Origin of the sequence: Rhizobium etli 8C-3, from assembly GCF_001908375.1 — a bacterium.
Lineage (GTDB): Bacteria > Pseudomonadota > Alphaproteobacteria > Rhizobiales > Rhizobiaceae > Rhizobium > Rhizobium etli_B.
The window spans coordinates 1,526,294-1,540,938 of record NZ_CP017241.1 but is presented as its reverse complement, the minus strand read 5'-3'; the positions used below and the strand labels follow the sequence as shown (position 1 = coordinate 1,540,938).

The 14,645-nt window shown below is 60.8% G+C and carries 20 protein-coding genes; 6 read left to right on the top strand and 14 right to left on the bottom strand.

Features of this window, described 5'->3' with window-relative positions; translation table 11 throughout:
- Positions 1–23: 23 nt before the first annotated feature.
- From aroQ to aat, 4 genes are read left to right on the top strand one after another with little or no spacing between them, the layout of a single operon-like run.
- Complete coding sequence (gene aroQ, locus AM571_RS07820) at positions 24–461, top strand: type II 3-dehydroquinate dehydratase (RefSeq protein ID WP_074063126.1); 438 nt, start codon at positions 24–26, stop codon at positions 459–461.
- Positions 462–481: 20 nt separating this feature from the next.
- Complete coding sequence (gene accB, locus AM571_RS07815) at positions 482–958, top strand: acetyl-CoA carboxylase biotin carboxyl carrier protein (protein WP_074060929.1); 477 nt, start codon at positions 482–484, stop codon at positions 956–958.
- A 10-nt stretch (positions 959–968) separates the two neighbouring features.
- Positions 969–2,315: an acetyl-CoA carboxylase biotin carboxylase subunit gene (accC, locus tag AM571_RS07810; protein ID WP_074060928.1), complete on the top strand. Its 1,347-nt coding sequence runs from the start codon at positions 969–971 to the stop codon at positions 2,313–2,315.
- A 5-nt stretch (positions 2,316–2,320) separates the two neighbouring features.
- Complete coding sequence (aat, locus tag AM571_RS07805; protein ID WP_074060927.1) at positions 2,321–2,935, top strand: leucyl/phenylalanyl-tRNA--protein transferase; 615 nt, start codon at positions 2,321–2,323, stop codon at positions 2,933–2,935.
- Positions 2,936–3,095: 160 nt separating this feature from the next.
- Here aat and AM571_RS07800 read toward each other — a convergent pair whose 3' ends face one another.
- From AM571_RS07800 to AM571_RS07775, 6 genes are all read right to left on the bottom strand, one after another.
- The gene (locus AM571_RS07800; protein WP_074060926.1) at positions 3,096–3,527 is read right to left on the bottom strand and encodes a DUF2155 domain-containing protein; all 432 of its coding nucleotides are present in this window, start codon (positions 3,525–3,527) and stop codon (positions 3,096–3,098) included.
- Between the two features lie 115 nt (positions 3,528–3,642).
- Positions 3,643–4,041, bottom strand: a complete 399-nt coding sequence (locus AM571_RS07795) for an NADH:ubiquinone oxidoreductase subunit NDUFA12 (RefSeq protein WP_074060925.1) — start codon at positions 4,039–4,041, stop codon at positions 3,643–3,645.
- A gap of 102 nt (positions 4,042–4,143) precedes the next feature.
- Positions 4,144–4,344 carry a hypothetical protein gene (locus AM571_RS07790; RefSeq protein WP_074060924.1) on the bottom strand — a complete coding sequence of 67 codons (201 nt, stop codon included), beginning with the start codon at positions 4,342–4,344 and terminating at the stop codon, positions 4,144–4,146.
- A 218-nt stretch (positions 4,345–4,562) separates the two neighbouring features.
- Entirely contained in the window at positions 4,563–5,066 is a 504-nt protein-coding gene (locus AM571_RS07785; protein WP_074060923.1) for a GNAT family N-acetyltransferase, read from the bottom strand.
- Positions 5,067–5,071: 5 nt separating this feature from the next.
- A complete protein-coding gene (gene gatB / locus AM571_RS07780) occupies positions 5,072–6,574 on the bottom strand; it encodes an Asp-tRNA(Asn)/Glu-tRNA(Gln) amidotransferase subunit GatB (protein WP_074060922.1) in 1,503 nt (500 codons plus the stop codon).
- Between the two features lie 82 nt (positions 6,575–6,656).
- Positions 6,657–7,172 carry a GNAT family N-acetyltransferase gene (locus AM571_RS07775; protein ID WP_074060921.1) on the bottom strand — a complete coding sequence of 172 codons (516 nt, stop codon included), beginning with the start codon at positions 7,170–7,172 and terminating at the stop codon, positions 6,657–6,659.
- A 296-nt stretch (positions 7,173–7,468) separates the two neighbouring features.
- Here AM571_RS07775 and AM571_RS07770 point away from each other — a divergent pair, with 296 nt between their 5' ends.
- Positions 7,469–7,726, top strand: coding sequence for a YjhX family toxin (locus AM571_RS07770; protein WP_074063125.1), 258 nt, complete (start codon positions 7,469–7,471; stop codon positions 7,724–7,726).
- Positions 7,727–7,780: 54 nt separating this feature from the next.
- On the opposite strand, the gene AM571_RS07765 is transcribed toward AM571_RS07770, so the two are convergent.
- From AM571_RS07765 to AM571_RS07750, 4 genes are all read right to left on the bottom strand, one after another.
- Complete coding sequence (locus AM571_RS07765) at positions 7,781–8,056, bottom strand: hypothetical protein (RefSeq protein ID WP_074060920.1); 276 nt, start codon at positions 8,054–8,056, stop codon at positions 7,781–7,783.
- Positions 8,057–8,255: 199 nt separating this feature from the next.
- Entirely contained in the window at positions 8,256–9,737 is a 1,482-nt protein-coding gene (gene gatA, locus AM571_RS07760; RefSeq protein ID WP_074060919.1) for an Asp-tRNA(Asn)/Glu-tRNA(Gln) amidotransferase subunit GatA, read from the bottom strand.
- 49 nt (positions 9,738–9,786) lie between these two features.
- The gene (gene gatC / locus AM571_RS07755) at positions 9,787–10,074 is read right to left on the bottom strand and encodes an Asp-tRNA(Asn)/Glu-tRNA(Gln) amidotransferase subunit GatC (protein WP_074060918.1); all 288 of its coding nucleotides are present in this window, start codon (positions 10,072–10,074) and stop codon (positions 9,787–9,789) included.
- A gap of 70 nt (positions 10,075–10,144) precedes the next feature.
- Positions 10,145–10,849: a metal-dependent hydrolase gene (locus AM571_RS07750; RefSeq protein WP_074060917.1), complete on the bottom strand. Its 705-nt coding sequence runs from the start codon at positions 10,847–10,849 to the stop codon at positions 10,145–10,147.
- Between the two features lie 115 nt (positions 10,850–10,964).
- On the opposite strand from AM571_RS07750, the gene ruvX reads away from it, so the two are divergent.
- Positions 10,965–11,453: a Holliday junction resolvase RuvX gene (ruvX, locus tag AM571_RS07745; protein ID WP_074060916.1), complete on the top strand. Its 489-nt coding sequence runs from the start codon at positions 10,965–10,967 to the stop codon at positions 11,451–11,453.
- Here the strand turns inward: ruvX and AM571_RS07740 are convergent.
- The 4 genes from AM571_RS07740 to AM571_RS07725 all read right to left on the bottom strand — a co-directional run bounded on the left by AM571_RS07740 (position 11,396) and on the right by AM571_RS07725 (position 14,579).
- Complete coding sequence (locus AM571_RS07740) at positions 11,396–11,722, bottom strand: DUF6105 family protein (protein ID WP_074060915.1); 327 nt, start codon at positions 11,720–11,722, stop codon at positions 11,396–11,398. The genes ruvX and AM571_RS07740 overlap by 58 nt on opposite strands.
- A complete protein-coding gene (locus tag AM571_RS36900; RefSeq protein WP_074060914.1) occupies positions 11,719–11,889 on the bottom strand; it encodes a transposase in 171 nt (56 codons plus the stop codon). Before AM571_RS36900 ends, AM571_RS07740 begins: the two co-directional genes overlap by 4 nt.
- A gap of 120 nt (positions 11,890–12,009) precedes the next feature.
- Positions 12,010–12,669, bottom strand: coding sequence for a TetR/AcrR family transcriptional regulator (locus AM571_RS07730; protein WP_074060913.1), 660 nt, complete (start codon positions 12,667–12,669; stop codon positions 12,010–12,012).
- A 260-nt stretch (positions 12,670–12,929) separates the two neighbouring features.
- On the bottom strand, positions 12,930–14,579 hold the full coding sequence (locus tag AM571_RS07725) for an acyl-CoA dehydrogenase family protein (protein WP_074060912.1): 1,650 nt from the start codon (positions 14,577–14,579) through the stop codon (positions 12,930–12,932).
- Positions 14,580–14,645: the final 66 nt, after the last annotated feature.

The window sequence follows — 14,645 nt, the reverse complement described above, 5'->3', positions numbered from 1 at the left end:
TCGTGCTTTTGACGGAACATTCGATGACGCAGACCATTTTCGTCCTGAACGGACCTAACCTGAATTTGCTGGGCACCAGAGAGCCCGGCATATACGGCGCAAAGACGCTCACGGATATCGAGACGGATTGCAAGGTGGCAGGCGGCGAGCTCGGGTTGGAGATCGACTTCCGCCAGAGCAATCATGAAGGCGTCCTCATCGACTGGCTCCACGAGGCAAACGGCAAGGCGGCGGGCGTCATGCTCAATGCCGGGGCTTTTACGCACACCTCGCTCGCACTGCACGATGCAATCCGTGCTATTTCCATTCCGGTGGTGGAACTCCATATCACCAACGTTCATGCTCGCGAAGACTTTCGCCACAAGTCGCTGATTGCACCCGCTGTGAAGGGCGTCATCTGCGGTTTTGGTCCCCATAGCTATATCCTGGCGCTCCACGCGCTGAAGAACCTCACGGCATAAGAAGAAGACAGGGCACACTCATGGCTGAGACGAAAAAAAGTATCGATCAGGCGCTGATCCGCGATCTCGCAAATATCCTAAACGACACGGACCTGACGGAGATCGAGGTCGAGCAGGACGATCTGCGTATCCGCGTTTCGCGCGCCGGCAATACGCATTATGTCCAGGCGCCGATCGGTGTTCCTGCCTATGCTCAAGCCGCTTCTTCCGCATCCGCACCGCAGCCTGCTCCCGCTGCTGCGGCCGCTGCAGTGCGCAACCCGGCCAACACCGTCAACGCGCCGATGGTCGGCACCGTCTACATGGCCCCGGCTCCCGGCGCCCGTGCCTTCATCGAAGTCGGCGCGACGGTCAAGGAAGGCCAAACGCTTCTCATCATCGAAGCAATGAAGACGATGAACCAGATCCCATCTCCGAAGTCCGGCACGATCACGGAGATCCTGGTCGAGGATGGTCAGCCCGTCGAATACGGCCAACTCCTCGTCGTCATCGAATAAGGCGGGCGTCATGGTCTCCAAAATCCTCATAGCCAATCGCGGGGAAATCGCGCTGCGCGTGCTGCGCGCCTGCAAAGAGCTCGGCATCCCCTGCGTCGTGGTTCACTCCACCGCTGATGCCGATGCCATGCACGTGCGCCTTGCCGACGAGAGCGTCTGCATCGGCCCGCCGCCCTCGCGCGATAGCTATCTGAACATCCATCAGATCGTTGCCGCCTGCGAAATCACCGGCGCGGATGCCGTGCATCCGGGCTATGGCTTCCTTTCGGAAAATGCCAAGTTCGCCGACATCCTCGATGCCCACGACATCACCTTCATCGGTCCGACGGCGGACCATATCCGCATCATGGGCGACAAGATCACCGCCAAGACGACCGCGCTGGAACTCGGCATTCCGGTTGTTCCGGGTTCGGACGGCGAAGTGAAGACCGAGGAAGATGCGATCAAGACGGCCGCCCTGATCGGCTATCCGGTGCTCATCAAGGCAACGGCAGGCGGCGGCGGCCGCGGCATGAAGGTCGCAAAATCCGAAGCCGACCTGGTCGAGGCCTGGTCTACGGCACGCGCGGAAGCGGCGGCAGCCTTCGGCAACGACGCCGTCTACATGGAAAAATATCTCGGCAAGCCGCGCCACATCGAAATCCAGGTGTTTGGCGACGGTGAAGGCAATGCGATCCACCTTGGCGAACGTGACTGCTCGCTGCAGCGCCGTCACCAGAAGGTCTGGGAAGAGGCAAACTCTCCGGCGCTCAACGTCGAGCAGCGCATGAAGATCGGCCAGATCTGCGCCGAGGCCATGAAAAAGCTGAAGTATCGCGGCGCCGGAACGATTGAGTTCCTCTACGAAAACGGCGAATTCTATTTCATCGAAATGAACACCCGTCTGCAGGTGGAGCATCCGATCACCGAAGCGATCACCGGCATCGATCTCGTTCACGAACAGATCCGCGTCGCCTCCGGCCGAGGCCTGTCCGTCACGCAGGAAGAGGTCACCTTCGAGGGTCACGCCATCGAATGCCGCATCAATGCCGAGGACCCGCGCACCTTCGTGCCTTCGCCCGGCACGATCACGCATTTCCATGCGCCGGGCGGCCTTGGTGTGCGCATCGACAGCGGCGCCTATCAGGGCTACAAGATCCCGCCCTACTATGATAGCCTCATCGGCAAGCTCATCGTGCATGGACGCACCCGAGTAGAATGCATGATGCGTCTGCGCCGTGCTCTTGACGAATTTGTCGTCGACGGTATCAAGACGACGCTACCACTGTTCCAGGATCTTGTGTCCAATCAGGATATCGCCAACGGCGACTATGATATCCACTGGCTGGAACACTACCTGGCCAACCATCCGGCATAACGGAAATGGCAGGTTCGCGCAGGAAGTCCCCAGGCATAACCCCGGAGATTCTTCTGCGCGCCTATTCCATCGGCCTCTTTCCGATGGCCGAATCCGCCGACGATCCGGAAATCTTCTGGGTCGAGCCGGAGCTTCGCGGCGTACTGCCTCTCGACAGCTTCCACGTCTCGAAAAGCCTTGCGAAGACGATCCGCAGGCATCCCTTCGAGATCCGCTTTGATCATGATTTCGACGCCGTGATCGCGGCCTGCGCCGAGGCGACTTCAGACCGGCCGAGCACCTGGATCAACCATACGATCAGATCGCTCTATTCGACACTCCACCGCATGGGCCATGCCCATTCCGTCGAAGCCTGGCACGACGATCAACTGGTCGGCGGCCTCTATGGCGTCTCGCTCGGCTCGGCCTTCTTCGGCGAGAGCATGTTCTCGCGCCGCACCGACGCCTCGAAGATCTGTCTTGTTCATCTGGTCGCGCGTCTGCGCGACAGGCAGTTCACCCTGCTCGACACGCAATTCACTACCGAGCACCTGAAGACTTTCGGCGCCATCGACGTGCCCAAGGACGAATATGCGGTAATGCTCGCCGCGGCGATGGATTCACCGCAACTGAAGTTCTGAGGGCTGCGGCCCAAGTCTTACCGCCCTCGCCCCTTAGTAAAGGTCGCTTTTGTCTTTTGAGGCGCTTGGCAAATGTCGGCGCCGCCACCCCTCCTCATCTGGAGGCGCAAGCCGGCACGGTGTAGCCCCGAAGGACGAGGATGGCCACGATGTCGCTATTCTACTTCGCCGCCCCTTCGGGCGCCGGCACCTCGGACTGCGCCTTGCAGTCCTTCAGCCAAACGTCGTAAATCGGGTGTTCCACAGCGTTGAGGCCGGGGCTGTCTGCGAACATCCAGCCGGTGAAGATGCGACGGATCTTTCGGTCGAGGGTGATCTCGTCGACTTCGACGAAACCGTCGATCTTCTGGGCTTCTGCCTGGTCGCGCGAATAGCAGGCCTTCGGCGTGACCTGAAGTGCGCCGAACTGCACGGTTTCGTTGACATAGACATCGAAGGTGGTGATGCGGCCGGTGATTTTGTCGAGGCCGGAGAAGACGGCAACGGGATTGTCGATGCGTGCGGCAGACGCCGCCTGCGGCAAGAAGGAAGTACCAAGCGCCAGGCCAAACCCGGCAGCACGCAGGACATGATTGCGCGTGAAAAGCTTCATATCTACCCGTCTCCAGCGCATTTCAGATCGTGGTCGCAGGTCCTGCGACCAATCTGCGGGTAAAGGTCAATTGTGGCCAAAAGCGGGGCCGGACGGCCCCCCCGGCAACGCGATATCAGTTGCCGGGCGTCCAGGCGTCGTAGTCGCCGGTCACCCGCGGACGTTCGCCGGCAACGGCAAGCGAGCCCGGCGGGCGATAAGCCTGCGCGGAGCCGGTGAGGTTTTGACGGTGCGCCTTCTGCCATTCCTTGGCGACGTAGCTTTCCTTCGAGGGCGGAACATCGGTGCGGTGGTGCATCCAGCCGTGCCAGCCGGGGGGGATGGCGGAGGCTTCGGCATATCCCTTGTAGATCACCCAGCGCTTCGGCAGTCCGTAGGAGGACATCCCGCCTTCATAATAGACGTTGCCGAATTCATCCTCACCGACGCGCTTGCCGAAACGCCAGGTCGCAAAACGCGTGCCCAGCGTCTGGCCGTTCCACCAGGTGAAGATTTGCAAAAGTAGATTCTTCATGTCTTTTCCTTGTGCCTGCCGAAGGCGAGCGGACTGGAATTCGATCCTTCGCTTATGCCGCCGGATTGGTGGATTGTCCAGCGATTCCGATCGGGCGAGACCCTATTTCAGGACCATCTTGAAGCGCAAATGCAACGGGCAATGACTGAGCCGCTCGTAGAAACCATGCGCATCCCGGCCTCCGGCGTTTATGCTTTGCAAAGGCGAAATTGATGCGTCCTTTCGCCTTGGCGAGGCAGAATTCTGTGCAGCAATTCCTTTGCCGCACATGTCGCCACGTGCCTGCAGCGCTTCGATGATCATGGAGGAGACGCCGCAAACCTTAACCGTCGCAGCGATGAACTTTTAAAGTAAGACCACCTCGGCGCGATGATCGGCTCGGTAAGGCGCGGATCGGGCAGCGCGGCAATCCTTCACAACGCCCTTTGATGCGGAATGCGTCCGCCGCGACCGCGTCGCCATGAGCGCCGAATGGCCTCGGCAGCAAAGATCGCGATGCGCGCCGGGCCATCATTGCCGGCTCAATGGGTTTCGAGCCGCTTTTCGAGGATCAGCGTCGCAATCCCGGATTGGCCCGGTCCGTCGTTTTCCTGGCGGCCAGCATCGGTAAAACCATGTGCGTGATAAAAGGCGATTGCCTTCTCGTTCCTCGGCTCGACCTCGAGACGCATGATCTCTGCATCCGGAAAGCAGGTCTCGAGCTCGGCGAAGATTTCGCGCCCGATGCCCTGGCGATGCAGCGATGGCCGCACGTAGAGCAGGTGCAGCATGACCGTCTTCGTCATCTCGTCCGACATGGCGGCATAGCCTATGCCGCCGAGGGTCTTGCCGTTATCGGCGACGAGGAATTCCGCGTTCTTCCTCGCCAGCCGCGCCTGGAGCGCTGCCGGGGAAAACAGATGCGCGATCAGCTCGCTCACCTTCGCCTCGCCGTAGAGATCGGCATAGGCGCAACGAAACGCCTCGGCCAGCAGGGCGCGGACCGTGTCGAGGTCCCGCTCGCTTGCCGTGCGCACGAAATACACGGCCCTTACTCCTCGATTTTGAGCTTGGCCTTGACGAGCGCCTGGACGGCCTGCGGATTGGCCTTGCCGCCGGTTGCCTTCATCACCTGGCCGACGAACCATCCGGCAAGCGTCGGCTTTGCCTGAACCTTGGCAACCTGATCCGGGTTGGCGGCGATGATGTCGTCGACGGCCTTTTCGATGGCGCCGGTATCGGTCACCTGCTTCATGCCGCGGGTTTCGACGATCTCAACCGGATCGCCGCCTTCGTTGAGAACGATCTCGAAGAGGTCCTTGGCAATCTTGCCGGAGATGGTTTCGGCCTTGATGAGATCGATGATCGCGCCCAGCTGGGCCGGTGAAACCGGCGTCTCCTCGATGTCCTTGCCGGTCCTGTTCAAGGCGCCGAGCAGGTCGTTGATCACCCAGTTTGCAGCCGTCTTGCCGTCGCGGCCTTCGGCCACGGCCTCGAAGTAATCGGCTATCGCCTTTTCGGAGACCAGCACCGAAGCATCGTAGACCGAAAGGCCGAGTTCGCGCACGAAGCGCTCCTTCTTGTCGTCCGGCAGCTCCGGCAGGTGGGCTTCAAGATCCTTGATGAAGCTCTCGTCGAATTCGAGCGGTAGCAGGTCCGGGTCGGGGAAGTAGCGATAATCATGTGCTTCTTCCTTGGAACGCATGGAGCGCGTTTCACCCTTGTTCGCGTCGAAAAGGCGAGTTTCCTGATCGATCGTACCGCCGTCCTCCAGGATGCCGATCTGGCGGCGGGCTTCATATTCGATCGCCTGGCCGATGAAGCGGATGGAGTTGACATTCTTGATCTCGCAGCGCGTGCCGAAGGGCTCGCCGGGGCGGCGGACGGAGACGTTGACGTCGGCGCGCATCGAGCCCTCGTCCATATTGCCGTCACAGGTCCCGAGATACCGCACGATCGAGCGCAGCTTTGTCATGTATGCCTTCGCCTCGTCCGACGAGCGCATATCGGGCTTCGAGACGATTTCCATGAGCGCGACGCCGGAACGGTTGAGGTCGACATATGACATCGTCGCATGCTGGTCGTGCATCGACTTGCCGGCATCCTGTTCCAGATGCAGGCGCTCGATGCCGATCTCGATATCCTCGAACTGGCCCTGGCGGTCAGGACCAAGCGAAATGACGATCGTGCCCTCGCCGACGATCGGATCCTTGTACTGCGAGATCTGATAGCCCTGCGGCAGGTCGGGATAGAAATAGTTCTTGCGATCGAAGACCGAACGCTTGTTGATCTGAGCCTTCAGACCAAGGCCGGTGCGCACCGCCTGCTTGACGCATTCCTCGTTTATGACCGGCAGCATGCCGGGCATGGCAGCATCGACCAGCGAGACGTTCGAATTCTGCGGCTTGCCGAATTGCGTCGAGGCGCCCGAGAAGAGCTTCGCATTCGACAGCACCTGCGCATGGACTTCCATGCCGATGATGACTTCCCAATCGCCGGTGGCGCCGGGAATGAAGCGTTTCGGATCAGGCGTACGAACGTCGACAATGGTCATTTGATGCTCTTTGGAGGCTGTTCTTTTCAACTGGTGAGGTAAAGGAAATGGTCTGCCGGTGCAAGGCTTTCGGCACGTCAAGTCAGAAGCTGGAGCCGGGCCCGTAGGCTCCGTCGCCCCCGGTTTCGAGGTCCTTTGCCAGTCCGAGCGATGGTACGTCGCGGTCGAGCTTCGGATTATAGGCGATCGAAAGCCAGTGGATGGCGTAACCGTGCTTCTGGAAAAAACTGATCGCCTCGGTATTTCCCGAATGCGTCTGCATTGCAGCTTTGGCGAAACCCTGCTCGGCAATGTCCTTTTCGATCGCTTCCAGAAGCGCAGAGCCTAGGCCCTGGCAAGTATAGGCCGGATCGATCCAGAAATCGGATATCGTCTCGTCCAGGTGTTCGCGCGCCGCCCAGCCGGCAACCAAACCGTTGAGCTCGATCACGGTGATCGTCAGCCACGTGCCTTGCGTAAAATTGACGAAGGCACTGCGCGCCGCATCCAGCAGCGCGTCCGACTCGCCCATTGCCCTCATCGCCTTTTGCCAGGCTCTGAGGCCGATCTCACTCAAAAGGTCCGCTTCGCCCTCGCGAGCATTGCGAATGTGGATCAATGGCACCTCCGCTCTACACTTTCACTAGAGCACCGAATCGGCGGTTTTTCCAATGATTTGCTCGCTCGCGCAATCGTTACCAGCCGGTTTTCAACCCCCCGGCGCCTGCTTGACCTCCTGTTCGAGGCGAGCTACCAAATCCTTATGTTGAGCCATTCTCAGACCCGGTAAGGGCCCTGCCTGCAAGCCTGCTTGCGTGCATGGGCCAGAAAAAGAACGAAGCCCCGACGCTCGCCCCGAACGCCGGATCGTTTTTTTATGCGCTTTTTCGGCGCCAAGACCGGATCAACATTCAAATGGATATTTCCCGCACGGAGCAACGCATCCTGCACCTATTGGCCCAGGGCGGCCGCATCGAAATCACACGCGACGAAAAGAAAAGGATCGAAAAGCTGCAGCTCTATACCCGCGAAGGCTGGGTATTTTCAGGCCTTGACCTGATCACCTTCCGCAAACTCAAACAGAAGAAGGCGATCAAATCTTCGAGCGGTAAACCCTACCGCATCACGGAGCGGGGCTTGGTGCTGGTAAGAGCCGAGCAGAACAATCGATAGTTTTTCACATCGCCCTGGCCGCGCGTTCTGATCGGCGCGCGCCCCTCCGCGATGTCAGAGATGCGCCGAAAGCTCGGCCTTCATCGCCGACCACTCTTCAGCCACGGTACCGGCTGGGCGCCTCTTACCCGCCCGGCGGTACCAGTAATCGGCATTCCAGTCGTCGCCTTCGATGCGATGGCAAAGGGCATGACCCCAGTCGAAGGGCCATTCCCCCTCGTGGGCCTGGCAGATTTCGTGCACGGCCCGCCATTCGCCGCCCATGTGGAAATCGCCGCCTGCGAGACGATCGAATGCCTGGATCAACGGCGCGAGATCTGTCTTGTCCATGAAGCCCTCCGGCACCGCTATTGACGACTGAGCACCGGTTCAAGATGCATCTTATCGAGAACGGTACCAAGGCTCAAATCCAGTTGAGCGCCCAGCCACTTGAAAGCCCGACCGCTCCAAACGGATCGCGGCGCGGGGCTCATCTTCGCCGCCAAATTCCATGCAGCGAATGTGCCGTCATCTTGCAGATGACGAACCGTTACCACCACTTCGCCGGCGCGAACTTGCCGGCGGCCTGTTCGATGACATGCGCAGTCTTGAAGAGGGTCTCTTCGTCGAAGGGCCTGCCGATGAGTTGGAGGCCGAGCGGCAGGCCTTTGTGATCGAGGCCGGCGGGCACGGCGATGCCCGGGAGACCCGCCATGTTGACCGTCACGGTGAAGATATCGTTCAAGTACATCTTGACCGGGTCTGAGGCGAGGTTCTCGTCGGCAATGCCGAAGGCCGAAGACGGGGTGGCGGGCGTCAGAATGGCATCGACGCCGGCGTCGAAGGCGAACTCGAAATCGCGCTTGATCAGCGTGCGGACCTTCTGGGCACGCAGGTAATAGGCGTCGTAGTAGCCGGCCGACAGCACGTAGGTGCCGATCATGATGCGGCGCTTGACTTCCTTGCCGAAGCCCGCGGCACGGGTCTTCTCGTACATGTCGACGATATCCTTGCCGTCGACGCGCAAGCCGTAGCGCACGCCGTCGTAGCGGGCAAGATTCGAGGAGGCTTCGGCCGGAGCAACGATGTAATAGGCCGGCAGCGCGTATTTGGTATGCGGCAGCGAGATGGTGACGATCTCGGCGCCGGCGTCCTTCAGCCAGGCGATGCCCTGCTGCCAAAGCGTCTCGATTTCTTCCGGCATGCCCTCGACGCGGTATTCGTTCGGAATGCCGATCTTCATGCCCTTCAGCGACTTGCCGAGCGAGGCTTCGTAGTCCGGCACCGGCAGGTCGACGGAGGTCGTATCCTGGGCATCGACACTTGCCATCGACTTCAAGAGGATCGCGGCATCGCGCACGTCGCGGGAAATCGGGCCGGCCTGATCGAGCGAGGACGCGAAGGCGACCGTGCCCCAGCGCGAGCAGCGGCCATAGGTCGGCTTGATGCCGACGGTGCCGGTGAAGGCGGCCGGCTGGCGTATCGAACCGCCGGTATCGGTGGCAGTGGCGCCGGCGCAAAGATGGGCCGCAACCGCCGCCGCCGAGCCGCCTGAAGAGCCGCCCGGAACGAGCTGCTGGTTGGAGCCCTTCGCGCGCCATGGATTGATGACCGGGCCGTAGTGCGAGGTTTCGTTGGAGGAGCCCATGGCGAACTCGTCCATGTTCAGCTTGCCGAGCATGACGGCGCCGTCGTTCCAAAGGTTCTGGGTGACGGTCGATTCGTAGCGCGGCTCGAAGCCGTCGAGGATGTGGCTGCAGGCCTGGGTGTGGACGCCAACTGTCGCAAAGAGGTCCTTGATGCCGAGGGGGATACCCTCGAGATCGCCGGCCCGGCCTGCGGCGATGCGCTCGTCGGAGTTCTTCGCCATGACCCGGGCGAGATCGGGCGTGACTTTGATATAGGCATTCAGCCGGTCATTGGCCGCATCGATAGCCGAGATGTAGGCTTCCGTCAGTTCGGTCGCGGTGATTTCCTTAGCGCGCAGCTTCTCGCGGGATTCGGCAATGGTCAGGCTGGTGAGTTCGCTCATCGTGTTCGCTCGGATTTTTGAATGCAACGGGGTCGGAAAAAGCGATCGCTTATTCGACGACTTTCGGCACCAGGAAGAAATTGTGGTCGCTGACCGGCGCATTGGCGACGATGTCCTCGGCCTTGCTGCCGTCGGTGACCTCGTCCTTCCGCTTTTTCATCGCCATCGGCGTGACGGAGGTCATCGGCTCGATGCCTTCGACATTCACCTCGGAAAGCTGCTCGACGAAACCGAGGATGCCATTCAGCTCGTCGACCATGCGATTTGCCTCTTCTTCTGAAACGGCAATGCGGGCAAGGTGCGCAACGCGCTTAACGGTGGCAAGATCGACGGACATGGCATTCTCCGAATGGGAAATTTCCCACCCGCTATAAAGGCCCTGTCCGCCCAGTGCAACGGCGTTTTGCTTAGATGGACAGCGTCTCGCCAAGCTTCGGCGTCCTGACCTGCGTCTTCGAGCCTTCCATGCCGGCGACGAATTTTTCCGGCGTCTGGTCGATGATCGGGAAGGTGGCGTAGTGGCAGGGGATTGCCGTCTTGAAGTTGAAGTAACGCCGGCAGGAGAGCGCTGCAACGGCGCCGCCCATGGTGAAGCGGTCACCGATCGGCACGATGCCGACATCCGGCTGGTGCAGCTCGTTGAGGAGTGCCATGTCGGAGAAGATGTCGGTATCGCCCATATGGAGCAGGCTCGCCTCGTCGTCAAAATGCAGCATCAGGCCATTGGGGTTGCCGAGCGAATGGGAAACGCCGTCCTCGGTGATCTGGGCGGAGGAGTGCAGCGCATTGGTGAAGGTGGCGGTGAAACTTCCAAGCGAAACCGTGCCGCCCGTGTTGCCCATCTCGATCCTCTCGACGCCCTTGGAGCCGAGCCAGGCGGCCAGATCTGCATTGGCGAGCACAACGGCACCGGTCTCGCTTGCAAGCGAAATGGTATCGCCGACATGGTCGCCATGGCCGTGCGTCAGGAGGATATGTGTGATGCCGCTCGCAACCTGCTTAATGTCCTGACCTGCAAAGGACGGGTTGTGGGTGAGGAACGGGTCGATCAGTATCCTTGCCGCTTTCGTCTCGATGCGGAAGGCGGAATGGCCGAGCCAGGTGATCTTCATGGAATCGCTCCTCAATAGGTGATGCAAAAGCAGAATTGGATGCTAAGGACATATCCGGTATGACCGCAAAGAAAAGCGGCCAGCGCTTCAATTTCTTTTGACGGGACGAACGACGATGACGGTGCTGACGATCGAGGAACTGGCGGCTGTCTTGCGGTCCGGACAGGCGATCGCCGGGCTTGACCTCGGCACAAAGACGATTGGCCTTGCGATGTCAGATCTCGGGCGGCGCTTTGCAACGCCGCGGCCTGTCATCAAACGGCAGAAGTTCACGATTGACGCCGAATTGCTGCTTGCTTTTGCCGCGAAGGAAAAAGCAGCCGGTTTCGTCATAGGGCTGCCGATGAACATGGATGGCTCGGCCGGTGCGCGCGTTCAGGCGACGAGAGCCTTCGTGCGCAACATGGAGCAAAAGACGAACCTGCCCTTTGTCTACTGGGACGAGCGGCTTTCGACGGTCGCAGCGCAACGGGCGCTGATCGAGATGGATGTGTCGCGTGCCAAACGTGCCGGGCGGATCGATTCAGCCGCCGCCAGCTTCATCCTTCAGGGAGCCCTGGACAGGCTCTCGCTGCTCGCCAGATCGGACGATCTGGAGGCCTGACGCGCCCTCCACCATGCAACGAGCTTCCTGCGCTTGCGAAAACCAATGATTGCGAAGACGACAAGGCTGTCGACAGCGATCGCGCGGGCGACAAGCGGCGGGATGGTTTCCGGCGGTACGCCGAGCGCATTGCCGTAAATCTGGAAGGTCAGGTCATGAACCTGGCGCGTCAGCATGAAAATGCCGAAATTCATGTCGTAGTAAGAAAGCCAGTACCAGCCGCCCAAAAAGGCGATCGGTCCCAGCCAGAAGACCAGGAACCACCTCATGAGGACTCCCCTTCCTGTCGGCTCAAAGACGCCTCCAGGGTGACTGCCCGTGTCGACAACGCCATGAGGCTCAGAACCAGTGCGGGCACGGCGATATCCATCGCAAGCACCGCGAAAAATATCATCGCGGCAAAGAGCAGAATGGCGTTGGCAGCTTTGGTTCCCATGATTCCGACAACTGAGATTTGAACTGCCGATACCCTGTCCCGTTACCCCGCAGCGTGCAATGTAAACCATTCGTTAAGGTTAACACCCAAGTCGCCGCCTGTGGATGACGCGAAGCCGCGTCAGCCGTAAACGCCGCGAACGATGCGCTTCAACGCGGTTGCGGCTTTTTCCCAATCCTTGGCGGACTTCAGCGCCAGGCCCGCACACTGGCCGCCTGCCGAAGCCGAGAGGACGAGGTGCTGGATCGCGGCAATGAGAATTGCGTTGACGGCGGCGGCATCGACGCCCTTCGGCGGCGAAAGCGAGCCCTTCATGCGCTCCAGCCATTGCGACAGCGCCTTCGAGCGGGATTCGGCAAGCCGCCTCACCTGCTCCGTATTCTCAGATACCTCCCAGGCGACGATGCGGCGCATCAGAGGGTCGTCGCGAAGCGCCTCGAGAAAAAGCAACGCCAGGCGCTCCATGAGGTCGCCGTAGGTGAGCAGAAACATGCCGCCGGTATCTTCGGGAATGCGATCCCTGACCCAGGTGCCGAGATCGGAGCCGATCGCTTCGACAAGGCCGTTCAGGCCACCATAATAGCGATAGATCAGCTGCTTGTCGCATCCGGCCCGGCGGGCAACCGCGTTAATGCCGAAATTCTGGAACCCTTCTTCGGACAGCAGCGCCTTGGCCGCCCTGAGGATCGCCTTTTCGGTCGCACCGCGGTCGCGGACGCGCTTTTCGGCTTCGCTTGCAGCCTGCGGAAGAGCTTCAAGAACCGCGGGTTCATTCAACATGTCGGATCGCCCAGCCTGTCACTATGCGGTGAGTAGCGAAGCCTTTGCTTGCCGACAATGGGGCAGGCTCGGAAAGCCTGGGGATATCGTTTGAAATGGACGAATGTGTCACCGGCCAAAAAAAACATATGGGCCCGTGCGCGGAAGATGCGTCGCATCCGCAGGATCATCGACCCCGCCACCTGGCATTGAAGATCGTCAAACCCTGCTGCATCACGATCACTATCCAAGCGCAGGCAAGGGCTGTAGGTGATCTTGCGCTATCCTGCCGGCGGATAAAGCAGGTCCACGATGTAGGTCGCGTCGAAGCGGGAATCGAGCATGCCGTATGTCGCGCGCCAGCCGCCTGCGAGGCGGGTTTCGATGAAGGCGTCGGCGATGCGACCGGCACCGAGGCGGTAGAGCTCGGCAGCAGCCGCGGCGAGCGCAAGCTGTTCGACCAGAAGGCGGGCTGCGCCCTCGTCCCGTTCGCAAAGCGCCATTGCGGCGCGAAGGACGTCAATCGTCTTCTTGCCGGCCGGACCGAGATCGCGGGCAAGGCCGGTGAACACCGTTTCGAACAGATCCTTGCCGCGCGTCAACACGCGCAGCACATCGAGCGCCATCACGTTGCCTGAGCCTTCCCAGATGGCGTTGACCGGGGCTTCACGGTAGTGGCGGGCGATGGGGCGCTCCTCGATGTAGCCGCTGCCGCCGATGCATTCCATCGCCTCATAGATCAGCGCCGGCGCGATCTTGCAGCACCAGTATTTCGCAACCGGCGTCATGACGCGGGCGTAGGCAGCCTCTTCCGCATTGCCGCGGGCCTTGTCGAAAGCATCCGCGAGGCGGAAGGACAGCGCCGTTGCGGCCGCGACGTCGAGCGCCATATCGGCCAGCACGCGGGTCATGATCGGCTGGTTGACGAGCATCTTGCCGAAGACGCTGCGGCCGCGGGTATGGTGGACGGCCTCGGCAAGCGAGGCGCGCATGATGCCCGACGAGGCAAGCGCGCAGTCAAGCCGCGTCAACGTCACCATGTCGAGGATCGTGCGGATGCCTGCATCCGGGCCGCCAAGCAGGAAGCCGAAGGTGTCGCTGAACTCGACTTCGGAGGAGGCGTTCGAGCGGTTGCCGACCTTGTCCTTGAGCCGCTGGAACCGCAGGCCGTTGGCCGAACCGTCTTCCAGCAGACGCGGAACGAGGAAGCAGCCCATGCCTTCCTTCGTCTGCGCCAGCATGATGAAGGCATCGCTCATCGGCGCAGACATGAACCATTTGTGCCCCGACAGTCGGTAAATGCCTTCGCTGACCTTTTCGGCCGTGCTCTTGTTGGAGCGGACGTCGGTGCCGCCCTGCTTCTCGGTCATGCCCATGCCGATTGTCACGGCAGACTTCTGCATGGCGGGCTTGTTAGACGAATCATATTTGCGCGAGAGGATCTTCGGCGCCCAGTCCTTCTGCACGGCAGGCGAAGCCGACAGTGCTGCCACCGAAGCACTCGTCATCGTCAGCGGGCAAAGGTGGCCGGATTCGAGCTGGGCAGTCAGGTAAAAGCGGGCCGCGCGGATCTTGTGCGCCTGATCCTTGGCGTCGGCATCGGCCTGTGGATCCCAGACGGAGGAATGCAAGCCGACGGACATTGAGCGGCGCATCAGTGCATGCCATGCCGGGTGAAACTCGATGACATCCAGACGCTCGCCGCGCGGGCCATGGGTGCGAAGCTGTGGCGTGCCCTGGTTTGCCATGCGCGCCAGCTCCTGCGCCTCCGGCGAGGTCACGTAACGGCCCATGTTTTCCAGATCCTCGCGCGTGCCGCGCGGCAGCGCCGCAGTCAGGTCGACGATCAGCGGATCGGACCGGTAGGCATTGATGCCGGACCAGAGACTAGGCTGGTTCAGCTCGGCGAGTTTTTCTTCAGCGGATGTCATGAGTCGCTTCTATTGCAAGAGGCAGGCAAAGGGAAAGCGGAAGTTCGAGCTTTCCCGCTTCTGCTC

Coding starts and splice junctions, on each gene's coding strand:
- aroQ (WP_074063126.1), top strand. CDS start 24: ATGACGCAGACCATTTTCGTCCTGAACGGACCTAACCTGAATTTGCTG.
- accB (WP_074060929.1), top strand. CDS start 482: ATGGCTGAGACGAAAAAAAGTATCGATCAGGCGCTGATCCGCGATCTC.
- accC (WP_074060928.1), top strand. CDS start 969: ATGGTCTCCAAAATCCTCATAGCCAATCGCGGGGAAATCGCGCTGCGC.
- aat (WP_074060927.1), top strand. CDS start 2,321: ATGGCAGGTTCGCGCAGGAAGTCCCCAGGCATAACCCCGGAGATTCTT.
- AM571_RS07800 (WP_074060926.1), bottom strand. CDS start 3,527: ATGAAGCTTTTCACGCGCAATCATGTCCTGCGTGCTGCCGGGTTTGGC.
- AM571_RS07795 (WP_074060925.1), bottom strand. CDS start 4,041: ATGAAGAATCTACTTTTGCAAATCTTCACCTGGTGGAACGGCCAGACG.
- AM571_RS07790 (WP_074060924.1), bottom strand. CDS start 4,344: ATGATCATCGAAGCGCTGCAGGCACGTGGCGACATGTGCGGCAAAGGA.
- gatB (WP_074060922.1), bottom strand. CDS start 6,574: ATGACCATTGTCGACGTTCGTACGCCTGATCCGAAACGCTTCATTCCC.
- AM571_RS07770 (WP_074063125.1), top strand. CDS start 7,469: ATGGATATTTCCCGCACGGAGCAACGCATCCTGCACCTATTGGCCCAG.
- AM571_RS07765 (WP_074060920.1), bottom strand. CDS start 8,056: ATGGACAAGACAGATCTCGCGCCGTTGATCCAGGCATTCGATCGTCTC.
- gatA (WP_074060919.1), bottom strand. CDS start 9,737: ATGAGCGAACTCACCAGCCTGACCATTGCCGAATCCCGCGAGAAGCTG.
- gatC (WP_074060918.1), bottom strand. CDS start 10,074: ATGTCCGTCGATCTTGCCACCGTTAAGCGCGTTGCGCACCTTGCCCGC.
- AM571_RS07750 (WP_074060917.1), bottom strand. CDS start 10,849: ATGAAGATCACCTGGCTCGGCCATTCCGCCTTCCGCATCGAGACGAAA.
- ruvX (WP_074060916.1), top strand. CDS start 10,965: ATGACGGTGCTGACGATCGAGGAACTGGCGGCTGTCTTGCGGTCCGGA.
- AM571_RS07740 (WP_074060915.1), bottom strand. CDS start 11,722: ATGAGGTGGTTCCTGGTCTTCTGGCTGGGACCGATCGCCTTTTTGGGC.
- AM571_RS36900 (WP_074060914.1), bottom strand. CDS start 11,889: ATGGGAACCAAAGCTGCCAACGCCATTCTGCTCTTTGCCGCGATGATA.
- AM571_RS07730 (WP_074060913.1), bottom strand. CDS start 12,669: ATGTTGAATGAACCCGCGGTTCTTGAAGCTCTTCCGCAGGCTGCAAGC.
- AM571_RS07725 (WP_074060912.1), bottom strand. CDS start 14,579: ATGACATCCGCTGAAGAAAAACTCGCCGAGCTGAACCAGCCTAGTCTC.